This is a genomic window from Burkholderia sp. BCC1047, from assembly GCF_902833155.1.
In the GTDB taxonomy this organism is placed as follows: domain Bacteria; phylum Pseudomonadota; class Gammaproteobacteria; order Burkholderiales; family Burkholderiaceae; genus Burkholderia; species Burkholderia sola.
The window spans coordinates 1-25,824 of record NZ_CADFEH010000049.1 but is presented as its reverse complement, the minus strand read 5'-3'; the positions used below and the strand labels follow the sequence as shown (position 1 = coordinate 25,824).

24 protein-coding genes are annotated in these 25,824 nt (G+C 65.5%); 14 read left to right on the top strand and 10 right to left on the bottom strand.

Annotated elements, in window-relative coordinates:
• Nucleotides 1-10: 10 nt before the first annotated feature.
• From HWX55_RS33010 to HWX55_RS32990, 5 genes are all read right to left on the bottom strand, one after another.
• Nucleotides 11-1,423 carry an HD domain-containing phosphohydrolase gene (locus tag HWX55_RS33010; protein ID WP_175978747.1) on the bottom strand — a complete coding sequence of 471 codons (1,413 nt, stop codon included), beginning with the start codon at nt 1,421-1,423 and terminating at the stop codon, nt 11-13.
• 121 nt (nt 1,424-1,544) lie between these two features.
• The gene (locus HWX55_RS33005; protein WP_175978746.1) at nt 1,545-1,994 is read right to left on the bottom strand and encodes a GNAT family N-acetyltransferase; all 450 of its coding nucleotides are present in this window, start codon (nt 1,992-1,994) and stop codon (nt 1,545-1,547) included.
• A gap of 393 nt (nt 1,995-2,387) precedes the next feature.
• Nucleotides 2,388-2,792, bottom strand: a complete 405-nt coding sequence (locus HWX55_RS33000) for a hypothetical protein (RefSeq protein ID WP_175978745.1) — start codon at nt 2,790-2,792, stop codon at nt 2,388-2,390.
• A gap of 169 nt (nt 2,793-2,961) precedes the next feature.
• Nucleotides 2,962-4,200 carry a dicarboxylate/amino acid:cation symporter gene (locus HWX55_RS32995; protein ID WP_175978744.1) on the bottom strand — a complete coding sequence of 413 codons (1,239 nt, stop codon included), beginning with the start codon at nt 4,198-4,200 and terminating at the stop codon, nt 2,962-2,964.
• Nucleotides 4,184-4,846 (bottom strand): GntR family transcriptional regulator, encoded by a 663-nt coding sequence (locus HWX55_RS32990; protein ID WP_050013504.1) that lies wholly within the window; start codon nt 4,844-4,846, stop codon nt 4,184-4,186. The genes HWX55_RS32995 and HWX55_RS32990 overlap by 17 nt, the downstream gene beginning before the upstream one ends.
• Nucleotides 4,847-4,995: 149 nt before the next feature.
• Here HWX55_RS32990 and HWX55_RS32985 point away from each other — a divergent pair, with 149 nt between their 5' ends.
• Together HWX55_RS32985 and HWX55_RS32980 are read left to right on the top strand one after the other, a co-directional pair.
• Entirely contained in the window at nt 4,996-5,460 is a 465-nt protein-coding gene (locus tag HWX55_RS32985; RefSeq protein WP_175978763.1) for a GNAT family N-acetyltransferase, read from the top strand.
• A gap of 721 nt (nt 5,461-6,181) precedes the next feature.
• On the top strand, nt 6,182-7,348 hold the full coding sequence (locus tag HWX55_RS32980) for a porin (protein WP_175978743.1): 1,167 nt from the start codon (nt 6,182-6,184) through the stop codon (nt 7,346-7,348).
• Nucleotides 7,349-7,421: 73 nt separating this feature from the next.
• Here the strand turns inward: HWX55_RS32980 and gcvA are convergent, their stop codons facing one another.
• A complete protein-coding gene (gcvA, locus tag HWX55_RS32975; protein WP_175978742.1) occupies nt 7,422-8,354 on the bottom strand; it encodes a transcriptional regulator GcvA in 933 nt (310 codons plus the stop codon).
• Nucleotides 8,355-8,492: 138 nt separating this feature from the next.
• Between gcvA and HWX55_RS32970 the strand changes: the two genes are divergently transcribed.
• From HWX55_RS32970 to HWX55_RS32960, 3 genes are all read left to right on the top strand, one after another.
• Nucleotides 8,493-9,722, top strand: a complete 1,230-nt coding sequence (locus tag HWX55_RS32970; RefSeq protein ID WP_175978741.1) for an MFS transporter — start codon at nt 8,493-8,495, stop codon at nt 9,720-9,722.
• Nucleotides 9,709-10,605 carry an oxidoreductase gene (locus HWX55_RS32965; protein ID WP_175978740.1) on the top strand — a complete coding sequence of 299 codons (897 nt, stop codon included), beginning with the start codon at nt 9,709-9,711 and terminating at the stop codon, nt 10,603-10,605. The genes HWX55_RS32970 and HWX55_RS32965 overlap by 14 nt, the downstream gene beginning before the upstream one ends.
• A gap of 340 nt (nt 10,606-10,945) precedes the next feature.
• Entirely contained in the window at nt 10,946-12,103 is a 1,158-nt protein-coding gene (locus HWX55_RS32960) for a DUF4382 domain-containing protein (protein WP_175978739.1), read from the top strand.
• A gap of 281 nt (nt 12,104-12,384) precedes the next feature.
• Here the strand turns inward: HWX55_RS32960 and HWX55_RS32955 are convergent, their stop codons facing one another.
• The 3 genes from HWX55_RS32955 to HWX55_RS32945 are packed head-to-tail and all read right to left on the bottom strand — an operon-like array spanning nt 12,385 to nt 15,015.
• Entirely contained in the window at nt 12,385-12,846 is a 462-nt protein-coding gene (locus tag HWX55_RS32955; RefSeq protein ID WP_050013510.1) for a chromate resistance protein ChrB domain-containing protein, read from the bottom strand.
• Nucleotides 12,847-12,860: 14 nt separating this feature from the next.
• The gene (locus HWX55_RS32950) at nt 12,861-14,033 is read right to left on the bottom strand and encodes a chromate transporter (RefSeq protein WP_175978738.1); all 1,173 of its coding nucleotides are present in this window, start codon (nt 14,031-14,033) and stop codon (nt 12,861-12,863) included.
• Nucleotides 14,034-14,052: 19 nt separating this feature from the next.
• Complete coding sequence (locus HWX55_RS32945) at nt 14,053-15,015, bottom strand: chromate resistance protein ChrB domain-containing protein (protein WP_175978737.1); 963 nt, start codon at nt 15,013-15,015, stop codon at nt 14,053-14,055.
• Nucleotides 15,016-15,308: 293 nt separating this feature from the next.
• Between HWX55_RS32945 and HWX55_RS32940 the strand changes: the two genes are divergently transcribed.
• From HWX55_RS32940 to HWX55_RS32920, 5 genes are all read left to right on the top strand, one after another.
• Nucleotides 15,309-15,593, top strand: a complete 285-nt coding sequence (locus HWX55_RS32940) for a hypothetical protein (protein WP_050013512.1) — start codon at nt 15,309-15,311, stop codon at nt 15,591-15,593.
• Between the two features lie 259 nt (nt 15,594-15,852).
• Nucleotides 15,853-16,137, top strand: a complete 285-nt coding sequence (locus HWX55_RS32935) for a hypothetical protein (RefSeq protein ID WP_050013644.1) — start codon at nt 15,853-15,855, stop codon at nt 16,135-16,137.
• Nucleotides 16,138-16,184: 47 nt separating this feature from the next.
• Nucleotides 16,185-16,394 carry a hypothetical protein gene (locus tag HWX55_RS32930; RefSeq protein ID WP_050013513.1) on the top strand — a complete coding sequence of 70 codons (210 nt, stop codon included), beginning with the start codon at nt 16,185-16,187 and terminating at the stop codon, nt 16,392-16,394.
• A 34-nt stretch (nt 16,395-16,428) separates the two neighbouring features.
• Nucleotides 16,429-16,641 (top strand): 30S ribosomal protein S21, encoded by a 213-nt coding sequence (gene rpsU, locus HWX55_RS32925; RefSeq protein WP_050013514.1) that lies wholly within the window; start codon nt 16,429-16,431, stop codon nt 16,639-16,641.
• Between the two features lie 9 nt (nt 16,642-16,650).
• Nucleotides 16,651-16,857 carry a hypothetical protein gene (locus tag HWX55_RS32920; RefSeq protein WP_175978736.1) on the top strand — a complete coding sequence of 69 codons (207 nt, stop codon included), beginning with the start codon at nt 16,651-16,653 and terminating at the stop codon, nt 16,855-16,857.
• Here HWX55_RS32920 and HWX55_RS32915 read toward each other — a convergent pair.
• On the bottom strand, nt 16,841-16,993 hold the full coding sequence (locus HWX55_RS32915) for a hypothetical protein (RefSeq protein WP_175978735.1): 153 nt from the start codon (nt 16,991-16,993) through the stop codon (nt 16,841-16,843). The genes HWX55_RS32920 and HWX55_RS32915 overlap by 17 nt on opposite strands.
• Before the next feature lie 196 nt (nt 16,994-17,189).
• Between HWX55_RS32915 and HWX55_RS32910 the strand changes: the two genes are divergently transcribed.
• The 4 genes from HWX55_RS32910 to HWX55_RS32895 form a co-directional block, all read left to right on the top strand.
• On the top strand, nt 17,190-17,924 hold the full coding sequence (locus HWX55_RS32910) for an ABC transporter substrate-binding protein (RefSeq protein WP_175978734.1): 735 nt from the start codon (nt 17,190-17,192) through the stop codon (nt 17,922-17,924).
• A gap of 923 nt (nt 17,925-18,847) precedes the next feature.
• Nucleotides 18,848-19,630, top strand: coding sequence for a response regulator transcription factor (locus HWX55_RS32905; RefSeq protein WP_175978733.1), 783 nt, complete (start codon nt 18,848-18,850; stop codon nt 19,628-19,630).
• 42 nt (nt 19,631-19,672) lie between these two features.
• Nucleotides 19,673-22,033 carry a CHASE2 domain-containing protein gene (locus tag HWX55_RS32900; RefSeq protein ID WP_175978732.1) on the top strand — a complete coding sequence of 787 codons (2,361 nt, stop codon included), beginning with the start codon at nt 19,673-19,675 and terminating at the stop codon, nt 22,031-22,033.
• Nucleotides 22,034-22,603: 570 nt separating this feature from the next.
• Nucleotides 22,604-25,824: ESPR-type extended signal peptide-containing protein (locus HWX55_RS32895; RefSeq protein ID WP_175978731.1), on the top strand; the 3,221-nt coding region annotated here is incomplete at its 3' end.

Sequence of the window (25,824 nt, the reverse complement as noted above, 5' to 3'; positions counted from 1 at the left end):
ACGTTCGACGTCAGGCCGGCGGCGCGCCTGCGCTGGGGGCGTGCGCGTGCCCCGCCGGACGGGCCAGCACGAGAATGTCGAACGGCGTGCCCTCTCGCGTTTCGAAGCGGCGCACGAGTTCGATCTGGTGCGCGGACATCACGCTGCCCTTCGTCATCAACAACACGCCGCGATGCGTGCGCAGATCGTCGGCGAGCTCCATCCCTTCGCGCAGTTGAGCCGACCGGATTTCCGCGACGGACGCCGCGATGCCGAGGCTCGCCGGATCCCGCATCAACTCGACGAAGCGTGCGACCAGTTGCGGGTCGTAACGCACGCTTGCCTGCGAGCGCAACACGTCGATCGCCTGCTCGATCGAATGCGGCGCACCGATTTCGCCGTGGCGCAGTCCTTCGAAATCGCGCGCGATCGCGACGATCCGCGACCCGACCGGGATCGCGTCGCCGACCAGACCGTCCGGCGTGCCGCGGCCGTTGAAGCGCTCGTACTGGTGCAGCACGATCGACGCGACCTTGTGCAACTGGGCGACCGGCGTCAGCACCATCTGCGCGCGCAGCGGATGCTCCTGGAACACGCGATGCTCGTCCGTCGTCATCCGCGAGAGCGGCTTGTGCAGCAGTTCGTCCGGCAGCGACAGCTTGCCGATGCCGTGCAACAGCCCGGCGAAATAGACGTCCTGCGCATGCAGCTCGCTCATCCCGGCGGCGAGCGCGAGCCGGCGCGCGATCTCGCCGACGCGCATCGCATGCCCGCTCGCGGCCCCGCAGCGCAGCTCGATCATGCTTGCGCACACCTGAACCATCGCCGTGAAGCTGCTTTTCAGGTCGCTTTGCGCCGCTTCGAGGAACATCACCGTCTGGCCGAGTTCCTCCGTTCGCGCGCGAACCTGCGTTTCGAGATCCGTATTGAAACGGCGCAGCGCTTCGTTCTGCGCTTCCGTCAGCGCCGCCAGTCGGGCCGCTTCGCGGCGCAGACGGCGCTGCTCCAGCGCGTGCTCGATGGTCAGCAGCAGATCGTGATCGTCCCACGGCTTGTTCAGGTAGCGATACACGCCGCCTTCGTTGACGGCCTGCATGATCGACGCGATCTCCGCATAGCCGGTCAGCAGAATGCGCATCGTGTCCGGGTACAGCCCCCGCGCGCGCGCCAGGAATTCCGCGCCGCTCATGTGCGGCATCCGCATGTCGGACACGATCAGGTCGATTTCCGTCGACGCCAAAATCTCGAGCGCGGCCTCGCCGCTGTCGGCGGTCACGATGTCGTAGCCGGTGGGCCGGAACACGCGCCTGAGCGCGGACAGCACGTTCGGTTCGTCGTCGACCAGCAGGATCGACGGCACGCGAGCCGCGTCGCCGGATGCCGCTGCGGTGTCGGACGTTTCGGGCGGCACGGCATTCACGCCGTTTGTTGCAGATGTCGTCATAATCGGCCTCGGATCAATTATTTACGCCCTCTCTGCAACATCGGCCGGTGCCGCGTTTTCCACATTGGTGAAAACGCTAATGCGTGCGTGTCGATTTCAACCGGAATGCATCACGCGAATGCTACGTCGTTGCCGCCCCCGGTTCGCGGCGGTAGGTGATGTCCCATTCCGCTTCGTCGGTTCGCACGAAGCCGTGCCGTTCGTAGAAGCGGTTCGAATCGCTGCCGCGCAAAGCGCCGACGCGAACGGGCATTCGATGTTCGTCGGCGTCGGCCAGGATCGCGCGCAGCACGGCGGCGCCGATGCCCTTCCGCTGATGCGCGGGAACGATGTACAGGTGATCGAGCAGCCAGTGATCCGCCATCGGGCGAAGCGTGTAGAAGCCCGCACGCGAATGGTCGGCTTCGATGAAACGGCATAGCGCCGGGTCGAACGACGCGAGAAACCGGTCGCGCGCACGCTGCGGATCGAAACGGCCGATACGCCCGAGGCTGTCGCGCATCGCGGCGATGCGGATCGCGACGAGGGCGTCGGCGTCGGCGTGCGTGACGGGAAGGAAGGTCAGGGTCATTGGCTGACGGGATGCGGGAGGAAGCAAGCGCTCGGCCCGGTGGTGCGGGCCACCGGGCATCGAGGACGCGTGATCTCTTCAGCGTGCCTCGATGCCTTGCGCTTGCATGAACTGACTCCGGACATCTTCGCTCAACACGGACTTCGGCGGAACGCCTCTCGTCGATCCTCGATCGGTGAGCGCGAAGCAAGCGAGCCGATGCGATCGGCTCGCGGAATAAAAAACGCTGGCCAGTAAGCTGGCCAGCAAAAGGTTCTGGCGATCCGAGGTTGAGTGTGCCAGAACCGCATACATTGACCGGCGTACGTGTACAAACGGACGGAGACGGCAAACGACCTGCCCCAAAGATCGGGACGCCCGGCTCGAGCCCGCGCAACAATCTGTGATCGCAGTTTAGGCCGGGCTAACGGATGCTGCCACGCGAGCGCTCATGCCCGCAAGCTCGAACGCATCGCCGGAATTCGGCCCTTCCCATGTCGCGATCATCGCATCGGTCGGCAGATAGTCGGGATCGGCCGACGCGACGCCGGCCCACAGTCCTTGAGACACCTGTCTGCCATGGAGATAAAAGTGCAACTCCCGGCCAGCGCGCTCGCAAGTACACCGGATTCTCTCCACCGATTGGCCCAGCCCTCTGATCTGTGCGACCTGGTTGCGATCCAGCTCGAACATGGCGCTCACCACCCCGTCGCAATCGATAATGCCGATCATGTTGCTGTCATCGGTGAATGTCCACGACGGATGCGGCGTGCCCAAGCGCAGCATGAAAAACTCTGCGGATTCTGAACCAATCATCATGTTTCTCCTGCAACGATACGCCGTTCTACTCACTGTAACTTGATAAAGACACGCGCTCATCCAATGCCCTCTCCCCGCCGTGCCTGGATGCGCGAGTGGCGGTACGCCAGCGCGTTGCAACAGGCGGGCGCAACATGGAAACGCGCACCGCCCGTCGCTTCCGGAGCCCCTACACGCTTGCTCGACCCGGCACGGTTTCCGCGGCCGTACTCTCCGAACCGGAAAGCTTCACCGCCACGGCCGCGGCCGCCGTGCTCCCGTAGACGTTGAGCGCGGTTCTTCCCATGTCGAAAAACGCGTCGACGCCCAACAGCAGCAGCACCGCATCGGCCGGCAACCCGATCGACGTGAGAACGATGGTGATCGCGACGATCGCGCCGGACGGCACGTTGGCTGCTCCGTCGATGGTGACGATGGTCAAGATCAAAATCGTGATCACCAGCGGCCAGGACCAGACGAGGTGATAGGCGTCGGCCAGATACCCGACCGCGAGGGCCGTGTAGAGCACCGCGCCGTCGCGATTGAAAATATAGGCGAGCGGCAGGATCGTGGACGCCACGCCGTAGGGCACGCCCAGTTCAACCAGCTTCTTCAGGTGCAACGGATAGGTAATTTCGGACGAACGCGTCGTGAACCCCAGGATCAGCGGCTCCTTCACCTTCCTGAGCACGGCGAGCGGCGACTGACCCGCGGCGCGAATGACGATGGTGAGCACGACCGCCAGAATCGCCATGCCGAGATAGGCCACGCCCAGCAGCTCGATGAGCGAGTGCGCACCCGTAAAGCCCTTGGCTGCCAACAACTGCGCGATCGCGGCGAAGATCGCGAGCGGCGACCATGCGATCACCCACTGGATCATCTTGAACAGCCCCGACAGCAGCGCCTCGAAAACGGCAATCGCAGGCTCGGCCCGCTCCGGGGCGGCCGACAATGCGGCGCCGAAAATGACGCCGAAAACGAGCACCGGGAGCGAATTCCCCGCAGCAAGCGCAGCGACGATGTTGGCGGGGATCAAATCGACGAGGAATTTCGTCCAGTCGATGCTGGACGCGAGCGCGGCGGGCATCGATCCGGAGTGAGTCAGGCTCGCGCCGAGACCCGGTCGAAATGCAAAGTTGAGCAGCAAGCCGAACGATGCAGCCAGGCCCGTCATCAAAATGAAGAACGCGATACTGGACAGCGCGACCTTGCCAAGCCGCTCGCGAAGCCGGCCCGCACGAAAGACCCCGACCGTGACCGACAGAAAGATCAACGGCATGACGACCATCTTGATCGCGTGGCCGAACATCGTGCTGAGAAAGCCCAGCTTCGCGGCGAAGCCCGGCGCAAACACGCCGCAAGCGACGCCCAGCACCAGTCCGCCAAACATTTGCATCGGGAGGGAAAGCCCTTTATTTTTCGTGTTCATGCCGTGCCTTTAGCAGTTTTATCCGTGCCGGCGTGCCGTCAACGATGTGATTCCACATATGCTGACGCGCAAGCTCGCCGTCGTTCGCTTCGATTGCGTGAAAGATGTGCAGGTGCTCGATCGTGCCGCGCCGAACGGTTTCCGCGTCGCCACGCGGGAGTTCGTTCAGGGCCAGGGTCTGGGCCCGCAATAAACCATACGCCGACGAGATCCGGACGTTCCGTGCGGCAGCAAACAACTCTTGATGAAACACCCAACCGATACGTTGCTCGAGCATGATGTCCGCGACGTCCCGGTCGATCAGTTCCCGCATTTTTGCCGCGGCCTCGCGAAGGCCGGCCGTTACGCCCGACTTCGCTGCGAGAAATGCCGCGGTACTCTCGAGGGCCAGCCGCATTTCGAAAATTTCGCGAAGATCGCTAGTCGTCGGCGACGCGACATAGGTGCCGCTCTTTTCGATCACGACGACCAGCCCTTCGGATTCGAGCAAATGCAATGCGCTGCGCACCGGCATCTGGCCGAAACCCAATTCGTCCGACAGGCCTCGGTGAGATACTTTCTGCCCAGGCGCAAGACGGCCGTCAAAGATCCGCGACCGGATCTCGTCGTAGGCCAGTTCTGCATCTGTCGATACTTTCAACGTCATCTGTGATCGCAGTTAGCGTATGATTCAAAAAACAAAACAGGTAGGAAATTACCCTTACTCGCCATGCCCGGCAACTGCTAATTTTGCGAGTGGGTATGTCGAAAGAGAATTGGAAGAAAATCCGCGTTACGAAGAGAGCCGATAATTATATGATTTCACAAGATGTGCGCTTTACCATCTGTGCCGTCCGTGCGGAAGAAACCTATCCCCTCAGGGCCGCCATCCTGATGGCGGGAGATGAAGAGGGAAGCGCGCTCCACGGAGATCACGCCCCAACGACGATGCACTTTGCCGTTCGTGACACCAACAGGATCGTTGCGGTGGCATCGGTGTGTAAAGAAGCACAATCCGGCGCTTTGAACACTGAAATGTGGCGCCTTCGCGGCATGGCCGTCGATTCGTCGGTACGCGGCCTGGGATTCGGACGCCTGCTGGTCAATCTGTCCATTCGCCATGTGCGCGAACAGCGCGGCGTGCTGCTCTGGTGCACGGCGCGCGAATCGGCATACCCGTTCTATGAAATGCTCGGCTTTGAGCGGGACCCGGTACCGATTTCAATGCATGGCCGCGACGACATGAAATTCTATTTAATGCAACGTCGGATCGAATGCTGAGTTTCGTCCGCGATTGACATTCGATTGGAATCGGACGCCGATGTCAGGCGCTGGTTGCCGACCCGGAAAACCGGTTCGTCCGGCGTCCGCATGAGCGGGTTCGCCCGCGTAAAACTATCCGCCGCTCTGCGACACGCGGAAAACCCGCTTGCGACCAATCGCACCGACATTCAACAATCGCCTTCTCTGTTTCGATTATTGCAACCCTGGAATAAATAGAACGATTACAACCGGGACTGCATGGCCCTTCAAGCCGATTATTCCCTCCCCACCCAACCTGAATTCGCTTGCCGTGGTCGAGATCGTCAGCGCGATGGCGCGGACCTCGATAACACGTCGCCTTCGTGCCGGTTCTTATAGGGGAAATCCCGTAAGGCGCCCAGCGATCAGACGAGATTAACTTATATCAAACAAATTTTGACCGGCATTTATGTTCCTGATATGGTCCTTCCACTTGCAAAGTGCGGCCACGCCGTATCGGCGCTCGTCGCCGGCGGCTGAACCGGACGCCTAGCCAGTCCGCAAGGATGACCGATGCGAAAACCGAGCAAGGGAAATTGTAAGGATCACGAAGTGAGCTGATCCGGCATGCCGATGTGGCGAACATGACGCCGGCCGTCGCGACCGAAACGACGCGCAGGCCATGCGCCGCCCGCTGCATCCGGATACGACAAATGCCGTTTCACCCCATCCCGAAACTACTCCTGACAGCAAAATGCAGATGAAAAACAAAAAAATGAACATCAGCGTTATCGCTGTTGCCGCCTTCGCAGCATCGTCGGCAGCAATGGCACAGTCGTCGATCACCCTGTACGGCATGCTCGATGCAGGTATCGGTTACACGTCGAACATCAATGGCCACAGCCGGTACGGCCTCGATGGCGGCGCCTCGGGTTCGAACAAGTGGGGCCTCAGGGGCCAGGAGGATCTCGGCGGCGGCCTGCAGGCGGTATTCAAGATCGAGAATGGTTTCAACATCGGGACGGGCGGCATCGGCGGCCAGGGGCCGATCGGTAACACGCGTTCGCTGTTCAACCGCCAGGCTTACGTGGGCCTCGCGTCCAATCAGTACGGCGCGTTGCGCATGGGGCGCCAGCTCGACGCCGTGACGGAAATGGTTCAGGTCCTGACGGGCGACGCCATTTCGGCGTCGACCTTCTCGACGCCGGGCGACGTCGACAACAACGACAACACGACGAACCAGAACAACGCGGTGAAGTACATTTCGCCGATCATCCACGGCTTCCAGGCCGAAGCCGCGTACTCGTTCGGCGGCGTGGCCGGTGCAACGGGTTCGGGGCAATCGTGGTCGGCGGCCGCGACCTACGCTCAAGGTGGCCTGACGGTCGCCGGCGGCTACTTCCGTGCGGCCAACCAGGGCGAGAACGGATGGGTGAACGCAACCGCGCAACCGAGTTTCGGCGGCGCGCTCGGCTATCCGAGTTCGGGCTACAACGGCGGCAATGCGTTCAAGAGCGCGGGCATCGCGCAAGTCGCCGCGCAATACGAGGTCGGTCCGTACACGGCGGGCCTGCGCTACTCGAACGCCCAGTACAAGGGTAACGACGGCCAGCCGTCGATCCACTTCAACGTGCTCGGTGCGCTGCTGCAGTACCGCGTCACGCCGGCGCTGTCGCTGGCGACCGGCTACACGTATGTCTACGGTTCCGCAGCCACGCCCACGCAAGCCGCCGAGGGTCGCACGATGGCCTCGATCAACCAGGTGTCGCTGGGTGCGACGTACTCGCTGTCGAAGAGTACCGCGCTGTATGCGATGGGCGCCTACGTGCATGCGAAGGGTGCGCAGGCTTCCGCTGCCGACTTCGGCAACACGTCGTCGGGCGGCAACCAGGTTCAGGTCAACATCGGCATGTTCCACGGCTTCTGATCGCCGACTCGCGACACCGGAGCAGTGGCGGCATGGCTCCGGTGTCGTACCTCGCCCGGCCTGATCGGCGAACCTAGCCGCCCTCCTGACTCGCCATGCCTTCCATCCACGCCTCGAACGCGGACACGGCCGCATCGTCGGCGCGATCGGCGTTCGTCACCAGCATGTAGTCGTCGGCACGCCAGACGGGCGATGCGATGGGACACACGAGGCGCCCTTCGGCAAGATCGCGCCCGATCAGCGGCAGCGATGCCAACGCGACGCCGAGCCCTTCGATCGCCGCGCCCAGCTGGAGATTCACGTGATCGAATTCGACGTGGCGCGCGGCGCGCAGATCGGGCGCCCCCGCTTCCTTCAACCAGTGCGACCACGCGGAACGCGTCGTGGCCGAATGCAGCAGCGTGTGATGACGCAGGTCGGTCACGCTCTGTATCGGATGCTGGCGCAGCAACGCGGGATTGCAGGCCGGCACGCGCGGGTCGGGCATCAACGAACGCGAGACGACGCCCGCGCCTTGCTCGGGACCGGAGCGAACGCCGATATCGAACGCATCGGCGACATAGCGCAGCTTGCGCGACGTCGTCGACACCCTGACGTCGATGTCGGGATACCGCGCATGGAAATCGGCGAGCCGCGGCAGCAGCCAGCACAGCGCAAAGCTCATCGGCACGTTCACCCGCACGACGCCTGATATCCGGTGCGCGAACGGATTGTGGCGCAGCCGCACCACCGCGGTGCCGAGGCGCTCGAACGCGTGGCTGACGTCGTTCAGCAACGCGGCCCCCTCGTCGGTCAGCACGACGCCACGCGGACGACGATCGAACAACGGCAGGCCGAACCAGTCCTCCAGCAACCGGATCTGTTTTCCGACGGCCCAGTGGGTGACGTGCAGTTCCGCCGCGGCGCCGGCGAAGCTGCCGTGCCGCGCGACCGCATCGAAAGCGCGCAGCGCATTGAGCGGGGGGAGTTCGTCCCGGTGCGTCGAAGCACCTCGGCTTTCGTCCATGACGTGACTTTTTCTCTCTGTTGACGGGATTTTAGCTCAATTGAAATGCCTGACGTCCCGGTCATAAAATTGCCACGTCGAGCCTGAAAACCACACCGCGAGCGCCTTCCATGCATCGCTCGTACGGAGAGAATGACAATGCGCTTGCCCGTTTTTTCCCCGCCCGTCGCGCGAGAGACTGCACCGTCGAGGCCGCGCGTGCTGTGGCTCTCCTGCGTTGCGCACGCCATACACGACGGCTATACCGACATGATCTACGCGCTGCTACCCGTGTGGCAGTCGGAATTCGGGCTCGACTTCGCGGCCCTGGCTATCCTGCGCGGCGTCTATGCGGGCACGATGGCGACGCTGCAGTTGTCCGCGGGGCGTGTCGCGCAACGTCTGGGCAGCGGCGCGACGCTCGCGATCGGTACGCTGCTCGCCGCGCTCGGCTATGCGATCGCGGGCATGTCGGGCGGCCTGCTCGGGCTGGGCGTCGCGCTCGCGATCTCGGGCGCCGGCTCCAGCACGCAGCATCCGATCGCGTCGGGCGCCGTCTCCCGCGTCTATGGGCGCGACGCGAGAGGTCCGCTGAGCGTCTACAACTTTTCCGGCGATCTGGGGAAATCCGCGCTGCCGGCCGCCATTTCGCTGCTCGTGACCATGATGCCGTGGCGTCATGCGCTATGGATCGTCGCCGGGCTGGGCTGCGCCGTGGCCGCCGGCATCGCGCTGTGGTTCCCCGCCGTGCCGCGCGCCGCCGCGCAGACGACGGCAAAAGAGCAAGCGCCCGCTCGACGCAGTGGCACCGGAGGAAGCGGATTCTCCGCGCTGTTTTCCATCGGCGTGCTCGATACGGCCGTACGCATGGGACTGCTTACCTTCCTGCCTTTCCTGCTGAAGGCAAAGGGCGTTTCGCCGCAACTGCTGGGAACGGCGCTTGCACTCGTTTTCATCGGCGGTGCGGCCGGCAAATTCATGTGCGGCTGGCTCGGCGCGCGGATGGGGACGGTGAGGACGGTGCTGCTCACCGAGGGCGGTACGGCCGCGTGCATCGTCGCGGTGATCTATCTTCCGCTGACGCTTACCATGGTGCTGCTGCCGATTCTGGGCATGATGCTCAACGGCACGTCCTCGGTGCTGTACGGAACCGTCCCGGAGATGTCCGCGCCCGAGCGCACCGAGCGCGCATTCGCGATTTTCTATACCGGGACGATCGCATCGGGCGCGATCTCGCCCGTTCTCTACGGTTTCCTGGGCGACAGGATCGGTGTGCACGGCGCCACGTATGCGACCGCGTTGACCGCGCTGGCGATTTTTCCGCTCGCTCTCGCACTGCGCCCGCATCTGACAGACCACTCACAGGATGAACGCCATGACGAAGCCTGACTATCCGAGCGTCGCTCTCGTCGGTCCCGGTGCAATCGGAACGACCGTCGCCGCGGCCCTTCATGAAGCCGGCCGTACGCCGGTGATCTGCGGCCGCTCGACGCACGAGCAGTTGACGTTGCACTTCGACGGCGGCGAGATCGTCGTGCCCGGGCCCGTGCTGACCGATCCGCAAGCGGTCAACCAGCGGTTCGATCTCGTGTTCGTTGCGGTCAAGTCGACGCAGATACCGAGTGCGGCACCGTGGGTCTCCGCGCTATGCGATACAAATACCGTCGTCTGCGTGCTGCAAAACGGCGTCGAGCAGAAAGCCGCCTTCGCGCCGTATGCGGCCGGCGCCACGATCGTGCCGTCGATCGTCTGGTTTCCCGCACAACGCGAATCGGGCACGTCGGTGTGGCTGCGCGGCAAGCCTCGGCTCACGCTGCCCGATACGCCCGCGAGCGACGTGGTGGTCTCGGCCTTGCGCGGCACGCGATGCTCGCCCGAGGTGGCGGAGGATTTCATCTCGCTCGCGTGGCGAAAGCTGTTGCAGAACGCGGTGGCGGGGCTGATGGTGCTGACCGGTCGCCGCGCCGGCATGTACTCGCGCAGCGACATCACCGAACTGTCGCTCGCGTACTTGAAGGAATGTCTCGAGGTCGCGCGTGCGGAGGGGGCGAAGCTCGGCGATGAAGTGCCGCAGGAGATCGTCGATGGCTTCCATGGCTTTCCGCCCGATTTGGGGACGTCGATTCTTGCCGACCGGCAAGGCAACCGTCCGCTCGAATGGGACTGCCGGAACGGTGTCGTGCAGCGATACGGACGCACGCACGGCATTCCGACGCCGATCAGCGATCTGGTCGTGCCGCTTCTCGCGGCCGCGAGCGATGGTCCGGGCTGATGCCCGCCCATAGCGGGGAACGGGCGATCCAGCCGAGCCGCCCGAATCCGCGCTGGACGCGACGTCGATGGCACATGCCACTGCGGCTGCCGTCATGGCCAGCTTCATGGAATCCCGCGCCCAACGCGGCGCTGCTAACGTCTGACAAAAGAGCCGGCTCCCGCTTCCGCAGGAAGCAATCGCCCCTCGCCCCCCCGGCGCGCGCCGCTGCGACATCAATCCCGGAAAAAACTGACCGACCTAACAAATAGTTACCGTTCGTTTCAAAGTTACCCAAATAGTGAGCTGCGCCCCGGCTATTCTTCCGTCACCCACAATAACCATCCCATGGGGGTGACATATGAACAATATGATCAAGAGCGCCCTGTGCGCCGCGTTCGTCCCATTCGTCCTCGCCGGTTGCGGCGGCGGCGACGACGGTGGCGGTGCGCAAACCGGTACGCTGCACGTCGCGATGACGGATGCGCCATCGTGCGGCTTCGACCACGTGTACGTCACCGTCTCGCAAGTCCGCGTCAACGCCAACCCGAACGCCAATGACAACGATGCCGGCTGGTCGACCGTTTCCCTCGCGACGCCGCAGAAGATCGACCTGCTGTCGCTGACCAACGGCGTGCTCGCCGATCTCGGCCAGACCGCACTGCCTGCAGGCCAGTATCAGCAAGTCCGGCTCGTGCTCGCGCAGAACCAAGGCAACACCCTTGCCAACTCGGTCGTCCCGACGGGCGGCACCGAACAGGCGCTCGCCACGCCGAGCGCGACGCAAAGCGGCTACAAGATCATCCAGCCGTTCACGGTCCAGCCCAACACGCTCGTCGATCTCGTGCTCGACTTCAACGCATGCAAGTCGATCGTCCAGCGCGGCAACGGCTCGTACGCGCTGAAACCCGTCGTCACCGCGATCCCGACCGTCGTGAGCGGCGCAATCTCGGGTTACGTCGCCTCCGCCGAAGCCGGTGCGACCGTCTATGCCGAACAAGGCGGCAAGGTCGTCCGCGGCACGGTGGCCGACAGCTCCGGCAAGTTCGTGCTGTCGCCGCTGATCCAGAGCTCGACGCAGGGCAACTACGACGTCGTGATCGTGCAGAACAACTTCGCGTCGGGCATCGTCCGCTCGGTTCCGGTGGTCGTGAACACGACCACGGCGGTATCGGCGTCCGCCGCACCGATCACGCTGCCGGCCTCGACGATGAGCACCGTCAGCGGTACGGTCACGGCCAGCGCGAACGCCTTCGTGCGCGCGCTGCAGACGATCGACGCGAACGCGTACGAGATCACGTCGATCAACGCGAACATGGACACCGGCGCCTATGCGCTGTCCGTGCCCACGGCTGCACCGATCGTCGGCACTTACTCGGGCTCGCTGCCGGTCGCGTTGACCGCGACGCCGGCCGCCGCAGGTCAATATACGATCGAGGCCGACGCGGCATCGGGCGCGACCCAGTCGGCCAACGTGAACGCAACGACCAGTCAGTCCAACGTCAACTTCAGTTTCTGACGCGCTGACCGCATCATCGAAAGGGCCGAACGGCCCTTTCCTACCAACGGGAGAACGAAGTGAAAAAAGGGGTGATCGCAGTGCTCGCAGCGGCGAGCATGGTGGGCGCGCTCAGCGGGTGCGTCGCCTATGTTCCGGGTCCACCGGTCGTGGTCGCGCCGCAAGGCGGGCCGGGGAATGGCTTCTGTCCGCCGGGACAGGCCAAGAAAGGCAACTGTTGACGAAATGCCCGCGCATCGCGGGCATTTTTTCATCCGTCGAATCCCCCGTTCTCCGCGTCGTCACTCCGCCATCTTCGGCGGCCATGCATGGCCTTCGGCCTGACAATGCCTGCACCACGCGTAAAGCGCGTCGTACATGACCAGACCATGCTCGAGCATGTCGTGATCGTCGGCAAACATGTCCGACAGTCCGAGCGAAATCGCATAAAGGCCGCTCGACTGCGGCGTCAGGTCGAGCCGCGACGTATCCGCGCCGCGAATGATGCGGGCCATGTGCTGCAACGCCCGATCGTCGGTCAGACCATACTTGTCGAGAAACGCGTCGAAGCTGCATTGCTCACCGACGTGCGTCAATTCCACCCCCGGAATGTCGTACGGGATCGCCCCGGTCTCGTCGGCGATCCGCAGCACGTCGCCCGGCGGGACGTACAGAAATTCGGGCGTCTCGTCGATAAAGCGGGCAATGAGCCAGGGGCACGCCACCCGGTCGATTTTTGGACGTTGTCGCGTAATCCATTGCATGGCAGCCTCCACGATCAGTGATGCAACAGCGGGTACACGATCAGGCCGATCACGGCGGCCCCGCCGACGACCACCGGCTCCGACAGCTTCTTGAACCTGACCAGCAGCACGATCGTCGCGAGCGCCATCAACGCGGTGGGCACGTCGACGATCGAACGCCGGGCCAGCACGATCACCGACCCCGTGATCGCGCCGACGGCCGCGGCCGTCACGCCGTCGACGAATGCCAGGATCGCCGGCAGCCTGCCGTACTTCTTGAAGTACGGCGCCGGCAACACCGTGAACAGATAGCACGGCAGGAACGTGCCGGCTGCCGCCACGCACGCGCCCGGCAGCCCCGCTACCAGATAGCCGATGAAGCCGACCGTGATGACGACCGGCCCCGGCGTGATCATCGCGACCGCCACGGCGTCGACGAACTGCTTTTCGTTGAGCCAATGGTGCTCGGTGACCACGCCACCATAGAGGAACGGCACGATCGCAAGCCCCGAGCCGAACACGAACGCGCCGGCCTTCGCGAAGAAGACGGCGAGTTGCGCGAGCTGCGGCCAGTCGACGATACCGAGCCATGCGCCGGTGGCGGACACGGGCAACGCCACGGCCGCATTGACGCGCCGCTGGCGCAACCACCTCGGCGGCGCGCGCGTGAACCAGACGAGCAGGCCCGCCGCAAGAAACAGCCACGCCACTTCGGATTCCGTGATCACGGTCACGGCGACCAGCGCGAGATAGATCGCCCAAAGGAGCTTGTCGCGACCGACGCTTTTCGCGGTCAGCTTGCGCGCGCTGATCGCGATGATGCCGATCACCGCCGCGCCGACGCCGTAGAACACCGACTGCATCCACGTCAGGCCGCCGAATCGCGTGTATGCGTAGCCGAGCAGCACCACCATCAGAAACGACGGCAGCACGAACGCGATCCCGACCATCGTGGCGCCGACGATCCGGTAGTGCACGTAGCCGAGATAGATCGCCAGTTGCGCGGCAAGCGGGCCGGGGGCCAACTGCGCGAGCGCCAGGCCTTCCTTGTAGTCCGCGTCCGCGATCCAGCGACGCGTGTCCACGAGATCCCGATGCATGTAGCCGGCCAGCGCAACCGGCCCGCCGAAACCCGTCGCGCCGAGCCACGCGAAGTACAGGATCAGTTGCCCCAGCGTATAGGCCGGGCGGTCGCGATGTGGATTCATGTCGAGGCGGGCGGAAAGGTCAGGGTTTGCGGTTACCGCGGAAATGCACGTACAACGAATCGAGTACCGCGCCGATTTCCATCAGCAACGCATCGTCGTCGGCCAGACGCTTGCGGGCGCCCGCGAGAATGGCCTCGAATCCGCCGGCTTCCGGCACGGTGGCACCGCCGACGTCCAGCGCATGCACCATGGCGCCCAGCCGGACGAGTCCGTCGTTGTCGCCGAGCCCGAAGCTCGCGACCAGCACCTCGAACGACACGCGATCGCCCACGTGCGTGAACGGCGCGCCGTCGAAATCGAAGCCGAGCGCGTCAGCCGGACAATCGGCAAGGTTGTCCAGCCACACGAAACGCGCATGCGGATCGATGAAACGCCGAATCAGCCACGCGCTGGCGACGCGATCGACCCACAGGTGACGGCGCGTCGCCCACTGCCTGCCCTGATACTGCGCGGGGTCGCGACGGGGAATGCCGCGTTGGGCGGCATGCGGCTCGCCGGGCGAGCGCCGCGCCTCGATCGCGGCGGTGAAATCCCGCCATTGCGCGTGGGCGCGCAGCGACGTTTCGCCGGGAAAGAAATCGATGCTTCGAATGGCGTCGTACGTGCGCGCATGGCGGCGTTGCAGGCGATTGAGATCGGCTGCCGCCAGATCGGACAGCGTCTGGCGGGCCTCCGAAAGCTCGGCGAGCCAGTCTGCGTAATCGCCCGCGCGATCGAACAGCGATTTGTATGCTTCTTCGTCCGCGGGATCGTCCGCATGGACATCCAGCAGCCACGCCTGCCCTTCGCCGTTACGCGCGTCGTCGGCCAACTCGCGCAACTGCGCCGCCTGCTCGGCATGCGCGGGCAACAGGTAGGCGCCGTCGCGCAGCGCGCCGCAGCCGAGCGCCTTGACGGTACGCCAGATACGCATGCGCGCAGTCGCGCCGGAAGTCGGCAGACTGACGATCAACAGGAGCCAGGACGTCGGGGCGGGAGTCATGACGGCAGCATAATGGGCCGTCGCGAGCACTGCAATTCGGTAGATATCGCTACAACGTTTCGGCGGCAAGCGGTTTCACTCGACGCGGGAGCGCGCGCCCGCCTGACGGCCGGAGCGCGTCGTCGCCGGACCGACGCCGCGGGACATCGTGACGATATCCTGCGAATCGAGCGGTTCAACGCATAAACTGAAAGCACGCCACGGCGAACGCCCGGCTCCATCGCACGCTTTCGCCGGCACCGTTCCGCATGCAGCCGGACGGCAAACGCAGGCCCACACTTGAAACCGCGCCAATGACAATCGATCCCGGCTCCATTCCTTACTATCTCGTCCTTCGGGCCGGCTGGCCACCCTATGTGTTGAATGCGGATCGTCAAGTGCTGCGCCGCCAGGCGAGTCCGCTATTGCTGGCATTCGCGCGCACGCGCGGCGCGATCGCCCATGTCGACGACAGCGCGTGGAACGTCTTCTCCGACAGCGAGGGGCTCACGGTCGTCGAACGTCGCGAGACCGGGTTCTTTTCGCTGGTCGCGGGAAACGAGACCGAACGTCAGTTGCAGTTGCTGACGACGCTCTGACATCGCCGCCGCGCGTGCCCGTGCGTGCACCAACCCCGGAATAAATCGACCGCTCGGCAAACGATGCGCGTATGATGAGTTCATCCGCGCGATCAGCCGTCCTTTGACCGTTCGCCCCTCCACCCGCCCGCTTGCTGCATCGCCCCTCCTTCGCGCTGCAACGTTGTCCCCTTCACCCATCGGCCCGCCCCATAACGGGAATACCGGCCGGATGTGTTCGCCCATGCGACTCGTCGTGGCCGAACGCCAGGAGTTCGTCATGAGCATGCACGTCTATCGTGGATTCGAGATTTATCCACTCATTTATCCTCACGTTGCCGCGCTGAACGGCAGCCCGCATAACTACGACGCCGGGTTCGACGCGGCCGTCAAGATTTGCCTGCGCGGCACCACCGATACGCTGACGCAGAGCCAGACCTTCAGATTGCGCGACACGTCCCCGTTCGACAACGCCGGTGACGCGCGTCGCGCGTCGGTGCGCTATGCCGAGAACATCATCGACGACAATCGCGGCAAACAGGGATTCTTCGCCAGCGCGTGCTGACGCGGCTCGTCAACGCCACATAGTGTGTTGGTATTTTGGAGGTCGAAATGATCATCGACGAACTGCTCGGCTTGATCAGCCGGCGTGAAGTCACCCGGATCGACACCGCCGTGCCTGCCGGCCTCGCCGACTCGGCGATGTGCCATCAACCCGAGCTGCACATGTTCATGGCGGTACGTGCGCTATCGATCGGCGCAGGCTATTCGGAATTCGAATCCGACGAGATAGCCAGCGCCGTCATGACGCGGCTCGGCTAACTTTCCGTTCCCCCTCTTTCCACACAGGATCTACATGACGACAATCACGCCGAAGCTGAACGAACCGATCGATGTCACGCTGCGGCGATTCCGGCGCGACATCGAGAAAACCGGGCTGATTCGCGAGCTGCGCAGTCGCACGAGCTACGAGAAGCCGACGACGGAGCGCAAGCGGAAAAAAGCCAGCGCCGTGGCCCGACAGCGCTTGCAGGCGAAGCGCCTGTTGCCGCCCCGAAAAATGTACTAGGCGCGCATCGTGTACAACATGCCGGCCGAGGCGCCTCCGTTCTTCCCGCTGACGAGATGCGAAGTCGATTTCGATCCGCAGAACGACAGCGTGACACTGCTGCCGAGCTTCTATGCGTTCGGGTGCGAGTACACCAGCCGCGGGTTTCTGATCGCGCGCAGCGATGCGTTCAAGCTGATTGCCGCGCTCGAGAAGGCGCTCAGCGTGCAGGGGTGAGCCGACACCGGCGCGGCAGCGCGCTCGTCGGATTGCCGGCGTCGATGTCCTTCATCATCAGCGAGTCGCCGCGCGCGCGATTCTCCAGCCCGACACGCGCCGCCGACAGCAGCGCCTCGTTGTCGTTGCCGATCATGCTGCAGCGCGCCTCGATCGCGTGTGGCTCGTCGTCCGGCGTCGGCTTCCGCTCCGGGTAGCCGCGGGCGCCTCGACATCTCCACGCAAGCACGCCCGCAACACGCGATGCACGACGTCCGGTGATAAGCTCGACGTCGACGCGCCGTCGCGCATCCCGTCACCCGACCGACTCTACGCCTCCCGCGAGTCCGCCCATGTCCATCGCTCCTGCTGTCGTCTCCGCCTTCACCCCCACCGGCAAGCTCCGCGCATCGATCAACCTCGGCAATCCGATCCTCGCGAACCGCGCCCCGGCAACGGGCGAACCGTTCGGCGTATCGATCGACCTCGCCCGTGCATTCGCCGAGCGCCTGTCGGTCGACCTCGAACTCGTGGTGTTCGATGCCGCCGGCAAATCCGTGCAGGCGCTGACCGACGAGCGCGCCGATTTCGGCTTCTTCGCGGTCGATCCGCTGCGCGGCGAAACAGTCGCGTTCACCGCGCCGTACGTGCTGATCGAAGGCTTCTATCTCGTGCCGGACGCATCGCCGATCCGCACCAACGCGGACGTCGACCAGCCGCACAACCGCGTGGCCGTCGGCAAGGGCAGCGCGTACGACCTGTTCCTCACCCGCGAACTGAAGGCCGCGACGATCGTGCGCGCGTCGACGTCGCAGGCCGTCGTGGCGACGTTCGTCGAGCAGCAACTGGAAGTGGCGGCCGGCGTGAAGCAGCAGCTCGAAACCGATGCCGCGAAAACGCCCGGCCTGCGCCTGCTCGACGAGCGCTTCATGGTGATCCGGCAGGCGATGGGCGTGCCGAAGAGCCGTGGCGACGCGGCCGCCGCGGCCCTGAGCGCCTTCGTCGAGGAGATGAAGGCGTCGGGCTTCGTCGCCGATTCGCTGCGCCGGCACGGCATCACGGGCGCCTCGGTCGCGCCGGCGGCCTGATCGAAAACCGGGTGCCGTCGCGGCATGCGCACGCGCGACGACGCAAGACGTGCACTACCCGCTCGGTACCCGAACACCGGCAAGTCACGCATCCGGCGAACCGGTGCTCGCGGGTTTGCCGGCACCGGTCGTCGACCGGTCGTCGTACTGACGAATTGAACGACGCTGCGCGCGGCGGCGCGTCGTCGATCGGCCCGAACGCACGGATCGGCCCGTTGTCATCGACCGCGAGCCTGTGATCGTCGAGCGCCGGGCCGCAGCGATGACCAAACGTCTGTCGTCGCATGACAAACCGTTACCCTTGTGCGAGAATCCGCCGACAATTGGTCTACCCAATGTCACTGCAGCAGCGGACGTATCGTCGAATCGGAAAAATTTGCTCGCCGAATTGCCGAAGCGCGCACCGCTGTCCGCTGCGTGAAACGGCCGCGCCCCGCAGCCGACCCAAGCACAAACGAAACACCTGCAGCCTGACGAGAGCATGGCAACCATGAGCATCCAGATGCTGAGAGCCCGGCGGAACGCCCTTAAACATGCTCAGTGCTTACCTCAATTAGCACGTCCACGCGCGCCCTGCTCCGACATCGTTCGACATCGGGTGCCGAACGCGAAGGCTCACCGCAGATGGCCCTGATTGCGTCACGCGGTCGCCGCACGCACTTGCCACAGCCGTGCGCGCGTTGCGTCCCGCGGTTCGATGTTTCCTCCGAGGGTGCGCAGCGCGCCTGACGCACCCGTTCCTTTGCCGTGCCCGGCCCACGCCGTCGTCGTGCCCGTCGGTCTGTCGGCGGCGCGTGCGCCGTCCGCGCGCCCCGCGACGATCCGTTCGCGCCTCGCCCGTGGGCCGCGCGCGGCCGCGTCCGACGACGAAATGACGACGTGGGCGGTGTCGCCCACCTGCTGATGACAAGGACGACGCCCCGATGCGTGTGCTGATAGTCGAAGATGATCCCGTTCATGCGAAAGCCGCCGCGCGCGTCGTGGCGCCGCTCGGACACGAGGTGGTTGAAGTGCGCGACGGCGAGTCGGCGCAGCGACTGTTGCGCGCGGAGCCGTTCGACCTCGTGATCCTGGACTGGCTGCTGCCCGCGATGAGCGGCTTCGAAGTGCTGTACTGGATTCGCCGCACGCTCGGCACGTCGCCGGCCATCCTGTTCGTGACAAGCAAGACGCTCGAGGGCGACATCGTGCTGGCGATGGACGCCGGCGCCGACGACTACATCGCGAAACCGTTCCGCGTCGCCGAACTCGCGAGCCGGGTGAACGCGCTGCTGAAGCGCTCCGCGCGCGATGCCGATCGCCTCGGCCTGATCCGCGCGGGCGACTACGTGCTGAATCCGCGCGAGCGCACGATCCTGTTGCGCGGCGCGCCGCTCAAGCTCACCCCGAAGGAATTCGACCTCGCGGAACTGTTCTTCGGCAACCTCGGCAAGCTGCTGTCACGCAAGCTGGTCTGCATGAGCACGTGGGGGCGCGAGCTCGATCCGGAGTCCCGCACGCTCGATACCCACATCTACCGGATCCGGCAAAAGCTGGCGCTCGGGCCCGAGAACGGATTGCGCCTGAGCGCGGTCTACACGCACGGCTATCGCCTCGAAGCCGTGCCGTCGAGCCGCGATCACGCCGGTGCGTCAGTGCACCACCACGCGCTCGTGCAGCCTGCGTCGCCGCCTCCGCTCGCGCCCGCAGGGCTCGAGTGCGAATGAAGCCGCCGTCGACGCCCGCGTTCGCGCGATGAGCCACATCCGATGCTGACCGACGATGCGCGCATTCCCGACGGTTTCATCCGCGAATGCATCGTGATGGGTGCGTGCGTGCTGCTGCTGTGCGTGGCGCTGACGACATCCGGCGTGCTGCGTCGCGCCGACCTGTTCTTCTTCGACGTCGTGCAGCCGCTGCTGCAGCGGCCGTCCCCGCAGAAGATCGTGCTGATCGCCATCGACGGCGCGAGCGCGAAGGCGCTCGGCGGATGGCCGGTCAAACGCGCCGATTACGCGACGCTGGTCGACCGGCTGACCGCGGCGGGCGCGGCCGCCATCGGGCTCGACGTCGCGATGACGCATCCGGGCAGAATCCTGCCTGCCGGCGACGCGTGGCTGGCGAGCGCGATCGCGCGCAATGGCCGCGTGGTGCTGCCGGTCGTGGTCGCCGACGACGACGGGGACGGGTTGCCGAACGTGGCGCCGCCGCTCGAGCCGATCGCGCGCGGCGCATTCGCGATCGCGCAGGTCAACGCCTCACCGGACGCGGACGGCGTGTCGCGCAGCTTCTATCTGCGCGAAGGTCCCCCGACCATCGACTACGAGCACATGAGCGCATCGCTGCTGCGTGCGAGCGGCGTGCCGTTCGCGGAATGCGACGAGCGGCCGGCGCGTCACGCAATTCGCTGGACCAGCGCATGCCGCCGCTACGTGCCCCTCGGTGCCGGCCCCTCGTATCGCACGATCTCTTTCCTCGATGCGCTCGAAGGCCGCGTCGATCCCCGCTTGTTCGAGCACGCGATCGTACTGGTCGGCCCGACCGCGAGCACCGCGGACACGCAGTTCGTCACGCCGGGCCAGGCGCCGCCGCCGCGCGCCGGCGTCGAGTTCGTCGCGCAAGCCACGTATGCGCTCGCAAGCAGCGCACTCGTGCGCAGCGGATCGTGGGCCGCACAGTTGCTGTTCAGCCTGTCCGTGCTGCCGTGGCTTTGTGCGGCCCTGTACGCGCTCGGGCCGCGCGCCGCGCTGCTCGCGTCCACGGCGATCGCGCTCGCCGCATGCGCCGCGTCGCTGCTGTTGCTGAAGACCGCGCATCTGTTCTGCTTTCCGGCCACCACGGTCACCGCGTGCTTGCTGGCCTACGCGCTCAGCGCGTGGCGGCGGCAGGAAACGTTGCTGCGCTATCTGACCCGCGAAGCCGAACGCGCGATCGCGGACCCGGGCCTGCCGGGCGACGCCCCCGTTCGCATGAATGCGATCGATCCGTTCCGCCGGCGGGTCATCGTGATGACCGCGATGATCGCGCGACTGCGGCGCTCCGCGCACCTGATTTCCGAATGGATGAACAGCCTGCCGGAAGCCACGCTCCTCGCTTCCGCTTCGGGTGCCGTGATGCTCGCGAACCGCCTGGCGCTCGACCTGTACGGGACGGACGCCGCGCCACGCGGTGCGCGACCGCCGGTCGCCGGCCGCCATGCGGCACACGTGCTGCGCGACATGACCGCATCGAACGACGTGGCCCGCTACGTGCAACGCGCGCTGCGAACGCTGGCCGAGCGCAACGGCGTCGCGAACGCATGCGAACCGTCGGTGCCGATGGACGGCCTCGAGATCGTCGATGCGAAGCAGCGCTCGCTGCTCGTGAAATGCGCGATCGTCCCCGCGCACGAAGCGAGCGACGCGATGCTGATCTTTCACGTGGCCGACGTCACGCCGATGCGGGCCGCCGAACGCCAGCGCGATACCGCGCTGCGCTTCCTGTCGCATGACATGCGTTCGCCGCAAGCCGCGATACTCGCGCTGATCGAGCAGCGCCGGGATACGCCGGCCGAGTTGCCCGAAGCGCAGTTCACCGGTCTCGTCGGTCATTACGCGCGCAAGACGCTCACGCTCGCCGACCAGTTCCTGCTGCTCGCCCGCGCGCAGGCTCGCTCGCCGAAAGCGACGGAGGTCGATCTCGCGCCGCTGCTCGGCGACGCGGCCGACGACCTGTGGGCGCATGCGAGCGCGAAGCGGATCAGGATCCGGTTGATCGCGGAACCGGGGATGCTCGTCGTCGCCGATGCGCTGCTGCTGCGTCGCGCCTTCGCGAATCTGATCGACAATGCGATCCGGTTCAGCCCGGAGGGCGCAACCGTGACCGTCGCCGCTCGCGAAGGCGGAGAACACTGGCGCGTGACGGTCGCCGATACGGGTGTCGGCATACCGGAACATCAATTGCCGAACCTGTTCACCGAATTTTTCCGCGTCGACGCGGGCGGCGCGACCGCCGGGCATGGCCTCGGGCTCGCGTTCGTCAAGCAGGTGGTCGACGCGCTGGGCGGAGACATTCGCGTCGAAAGCGCGGTCGGCCACGGGTCGGCCTTCACGTTGCTGCTGCCTCGAAACACCGCGCCGCGCGATCGTTGAAATCCGGCGCGTGGCGCCGCGCCCCAGGCGTGCCGCAATTTTTCCCGATTCCCTCCTCGGCTCGAAAGCGTCCCCACGAGGTCGCCGCGCCACGCTCCGAATTCCATTTCATCGATTTAACAAATTTACGGTTTTTTGCTCATGTCTGCGGTTATCAAAAATCGCGACAAAACGCATTAATTTTGTTGCGAAAAACCATCGCGAGCGGCCTAAAACCAAGACTCGATCATGCTCGGACATGCCACAAAGCCGCGCCGCTCGGCCTCGCGAGCACGCCCGTTTTCTTTGTTCACATTTCGCTCACAATTATTCAGATTTGCTCCCTCTCGCCTCCGAATACCTTTCCCTTATTCTACGGATCAGCGGGTTCTTGCCCGTTTCGATTAATCAAATATGTCGTTGAAAACGGCATAAAAATTCGATTGGTTTAATTCAATATTTTTTCCTGCCAAGCGAAATCGATCGATCGAAATCGTTTTATTGCAAGACTCGTTTCCCGATAAATACAGTTTTCATACGGCTCGACCGACATTCCGCGCACCCGGGTATTCCGGGTTGGCCAGTGCGTGAATGGCGCGCGCCGCTTACCGGCAGAAATCCATGAATAAAACTTACCGCACTGTGTGGAACGCGGCACGCGGCGCAATCGTCGCGGTGTCCGAACTCGATCGGGCGAACGGCAACGGGAAAGCCGGAACCGGAGCCGACGCGCGCGGCACCGGCACGTCAGTCGCGCTGAAGTCGCTGACCGTTGCCGTGCTCGGCAGCATCGCGATGTGGTCCGGCGGCGCGGCGGCGCAGGTGGCGGTTTCCGGCACGAATTGCCCGGGGACGGCGACCGCGAACACGAACAACGGCATTGCGATCGGTTGTACGGCGAACGCTGCGACGACGAGCGGGGCGATCGCGATCGGCGCGAACGTCACGGCGAACGGCGTCAACGGCACGGCCGTCGGCATCTTTTCGCAGGCGACGGCTCAAGCCGCATCGGCCTTCGGTACGTCGGCGTCCGCAGGTGGTACCAATTCCGCCGCGCTTGGACCGGCCGCGAAGACATCGGGCGCCGCCAGCACTGCGGTCGGCCCTTTCGCGAACGCGTCGAATACAGCCGCATTCGCCGGCGGCAACGGCGCGGCCGCGTCCGGCTCGTCGGCGGTTGCGGTCGGGTCCGGGTCCGCCGCATCGGGTGACAATTCGGTCTCGGTCGGCCAGAGCGCAGTGGCGGACAGCCTGGGCGGGACCGCCGTCGGCAGCGCCGCGCAGGCGACCGCTTCGGGTGCCGTCGCGTTCGGCAGCAACTCGACGGCGTCGAGCGCCAACGCGGTTGCGCTCGGCTATCAGTCGACTGCCGCCGGCACGAATTCGATGGCGTTGATGACAAACGCCATCGCGAGCGGCACGCAATCGATTGCGATCGGCACCAACAGCACTTCGTCGGCCACGTCCTCCGTTGCGCTCGGGCCCACCGCGCAGGCCACGAATGCAGCCGCCACCGCGCTCGGCAACGGCGCGAAGGCGAGCGGCAACACGGCGCTCGCGATCGGCGGCCAGGCACTCGCAATCGGCGACGGCACAGTGGCGGCGGGCCAGGGCGCCGGCGCAGGCTCGACGAACGCCAACACCGGCTCGATCGCGGTCGGTGTCGCGACCGGCACGCTCGTGAGCGGTGCGCAGAACACCGCGATCGGCGGCGGCATCGCGAGCGCGATGCGCGGCGCGGGCTCGGGCGTCACCGGCACGCGCAACGTCGCCCTAGGTAGCGGCAATGGTGCCGTCACGTACGACGGCACGCTGGCCGCTGCCGCGGGCAGCCTCGTATCGGGCAACGACAACGTCGCGATCGGCACCAACGCGGGCATCGGCGTCACGGCAAGCGGGACCACGTCGGTCGGCCTGAACGCGAACGCATCGGGTACGAATGCGATCGCGATGGGCGTCGGCGCTCAGGCGAGCGGCGCGAACAGCCTGAGCATCGGCACGGGCAACGTCGTCAGCGGCGCGAATTCCGCCGCGATCGGCGATCCGAGCACCGTCACGGGCTCGGGCTCGTATTCGCTCGGCAACAACAACACGATCAATTCGAACAACGCGTTCGTCGTCGGCAGTGGCGTGACGGTGCCCACCGGCCTCGACGGCACGGTCGTGCTCGGCAACGCGTCGACGGTGTCGGCCGCCGTGCAGACGCCAAGCGCCGTCATCGGCGGCGCCACGTACAACTTCGCCGGCGGCACGCCCGCGGCGGGCGACGTGGTGAGCGTCGGCTCGGCCGCCGCGCCGCGGCAGATCCAGAACGTCGCGGCCGGCCGGATCAGCGCGAGCTCGACCGACGCGATCAACGGTAGCCAGCTTTATGCGTCGAATCTGGCGATCGACGCGTTGTCGACGTCGACGGCGTCGAGCATCACGTCGCTGTCCACGTCGACTTCGACCGGCATCGGCTCGCTGTCCACGGGCATCGGTTCGCTGTCCACGAGCCTGAGCTCGACGAACAGCACGATCACGTCACTGTCGACCGGACTGTCGAGCACCGACAGCACCCTGACCTCGCTGTCCACCGCCACGTCGACCGGTATCGGTTCGCTGTCGACCAGCCTGAGCTCGATCACGAACAACAACACGAACCTCGGCAACAGCACGGCCGGCGCGATCGGCGGCGGCGCCACCTACGATCCGACCACCGGCACGATCTCGTCACCGTCCTACGTCACGTACAACAGCGACGGCTCGACCACCATCAACAACAACGTCGGCTCCGCGATCGACAACATCAACGCGAACGGCATCAAGTACTTCCACGCGAACTCGACCGCGCCGGACAGCCAGGCGCGCGGTCTGGACAGCGTCGCGATCGGCCCGAACGCGATTTCTCGCGTGGACGGCAGCATCGCGCTCGGCTCGGGCTCGGTGGCCGACCGCGCGACCGTGCCGTCGTCCGGCATCATCCGCAACGGCAGCGCGTCGATCCCGTTCGACACGACCGACCAGACGCTGCTCGGCGCGGTATCGGTCGGCGATGCGACGAACCGGACGTACCGCCAGATCACCAACGTCGCCGACGGCACCGGCCAGCAGGACGCGGTGACGGTGCGCCAGCTGACCGGCGCGCTGCAGTCGTTCGCGGTCACGGGCCAGAAGTATTTCCACGCGAATTCGACGGCCGGCGATTCGCTCGCGGTCGGCGCGGAATCGGTCGCGGTCGGGCCGACGACGGTCGTCAACGGCGACAACGGCGTGGGCATCGGCAACGGTGCGATCGTCGACCAGACCGCGCCGGGCGGCATCGCGATCGGCCAGGCGGCGAGTTCCGCGCAGGCCGATGCGATCGCGCTGGGCAGCGGCGCGACGGCAACCGGCGCGCAATCGGTCGCGCAGGGGGCGAATGCGGTGGCGGTCAGCGTGGGCAGCGTCGCGCTCGGCTCGGGGGCGCGCAGCAGCGCGACCGATGCGCTCGCGCTCGGCGCAGGGGCCTCGGCGACGTTCGCGAACAGCGTCGCGCTCGGCGCCGGTTCGCTGACGACGGTCGGCGCGCTGACGAACTACGTCGCGTACGGGCTGAGCAGCCCGCAGTCGTCGGCCGGCGAAATCAACGTCGGCAATCGCCAGATCACCGGGCTGGCCGCCGGCAAGAACGGCACGGACGCGGTGAACGTGTCGCAACTCGATTCGGTCGCGAACCAGCTGACGACGCTGATCGACCAGCGCACGACCAACCTCGGCGGGCAGTACACGACGAACCCGCCCGGCGGCAACGTGCCGCCGGGGGCGAGCGGTTCGAATTCGTCGGCGGGTGG

What these genes read in the sequence shown, in the direction of transcription:
- HWX55_RS32915 (WP_175978735.1), bottom strand. Translation starts at nt 16,993, where the DNA reads ATGATCGGCAACGACAACGAGGCGCTGCTGTCGGCGGCGCGTGTCGGG.
- rpsU (WP_050013514.1), top strand. Translation starts at nt 16,429, where the DNA reads ATGACGACAATCACGCCGAAGCTGAACGAACCGATCGATGTCACGCTG.
- HWX55_RS32945 (WP_175978737.1), bottom strand. Translation starts at nt 15,015, where the DNA reads ATGACTCCCGCCCCGACGTCCTGGCTCCTGTTGATCGTCAGTCTGCCG.
- HWX55_RS32955 (WP_050013510.1), bottom strand. Translation starts at nt 12,846, where the DNA reads ATGCAATGGATTACGCGACAACGTCCAAAAATCGACCGGGTGGCGTGC.
- HWX55_RS32940 (WP_050013512.1), top strand. Translation starts at nt 15,309, where the DNA reads ATGACAATCGATCCCGGCTCCATTCCTTACTATCTCGTCCTTCGGGCC.
- HWX55_RS32935 (WP_050013644.1), top strand. Translation starts at nt 15,853, where the DNA reads ATGAGCATGCACGTCTATCGTGGATTCGAGATTTATCCACTCATTTAT.
- HWX55_RS32910 (WP_175978734.1), top strand. Translation starts at nt 17,190, where the DNA reads ATGTCCATCGCTCCTGCTGTCGTCTCCGCCTTCACCCCCACCGGCAAG.
- HWX55_RS33005 (WP_175978746.1), bottom strand. Translation starts at nt 1,994, where the DNA reads ATGACCCTGACCTTCCTTCCCGTCACGCACGCCGACGCCGACGCCCTC.
- HWX55_RS33000 (WP_175978745.1), bottom strand. Translation starts at nt 2,792, where the DNA reads ATGATGATTGGTTCAGAATCCGCAGAGTTTTTCATGCTGCGCTTGGGC.
- HWX55_RS32905 (WP_175978733.1), top strand. Translation starts at nt 18,848, where the DNA reads ATGCGTGTGCTGATAGTCGAAGATGATCCCGTTCATGCGAAAGCCGCC.
- HWX55_RS32960 (WP_175978739.1), top strand. Translation starts at nt 10,946, where the DNA reads ATGAACAATATGATCAAGAGCGCCCTGTGCGCCGCGTTCGTCCCATTC.
- HWX55_RS32990 (WP_050013504.1), bottom strand. Translation starts at nt 4,846, where the DNA reads ATGACGTTGAAAGTATCGACAGATGCAGAACTGGCCTACGACGAGATC.
- HWX55_RS32985 (WP_175978763.1), top strand. Translation starts at nt 4,996, where the DNA reads ATGATTTCACAAGATGTGCGCTTTACCATCTGTGCCGTCCGTGCGGAA.
- gcvA (WP_175978742.1), bottom strand. Translation starts at nt 8,354, where the DNA reads ATGGACGAAAGCCGAGGTGCTTCGACGCACCGGGACGAACTCCCCCCG.
- HWX55_RS32900 (WP_175978732.1), top strand. Translation starts at nt 19,673, where the DNA reads ATGCTGACCGACGATGCGCGCATTCCCGACGGTTTCATCCGCGAATGC.
- HWX55_RS33010 (WP_175978747.1), bottom strand. Translation starts at nt 1,423, where the DNA reads ATGACGACATCTGCAACAAACGGCGTGAATGCCGTGCCGCCCGAAACG.
- HWX55_RS32980 (WP_175978743.1), top strand. Translation starts at nt 6,182, where the DNA reads ATGAAAAACAAAAAAATGAACATCAGCGTTATCGCTGTTGCCGCCTTC.
- HWX55_RS32930 (WP_050013513.1), top strand. Translation starts at nt 16,185, where the DNA reads ATGATCATCGACGAACTGCTCGGCTTGATCAGCCGGCGTGAAGTCACC.
- HWX55_RS32950 (WP_175978738.1), bottom strand. Translation starts at nt 14,033, where the DNA reads ATGAATCCACATCGCGACCGCCCGGCCTATACGCTGGGGCAACTGATC.
- HWX55_RS32965 (WP_175978740.1), top strand. Translation starts at nt 9,709, where the DNA reads ATGACGAAGCCTGACTATCCGAGCGTCGCTCTCGTCGGTCCCGGTGCA.
- HWX55_RS32995 (WP_175978744.1), bottom strand. Translation starts at nt 4,200, where the DNA reads ATGAACACGAAAAATAAAGGGCTTTCCCTCCCGATGCAAATGTTTGGC.
- HWX55_RS32970 (WP_175978741.1), top strand. Translation starts at nt 8,493, where the DNA reads ATGCGCTTGCCCGTTTTTTCCCCGCCCGTCGCGCGAGAGACTGCACCG.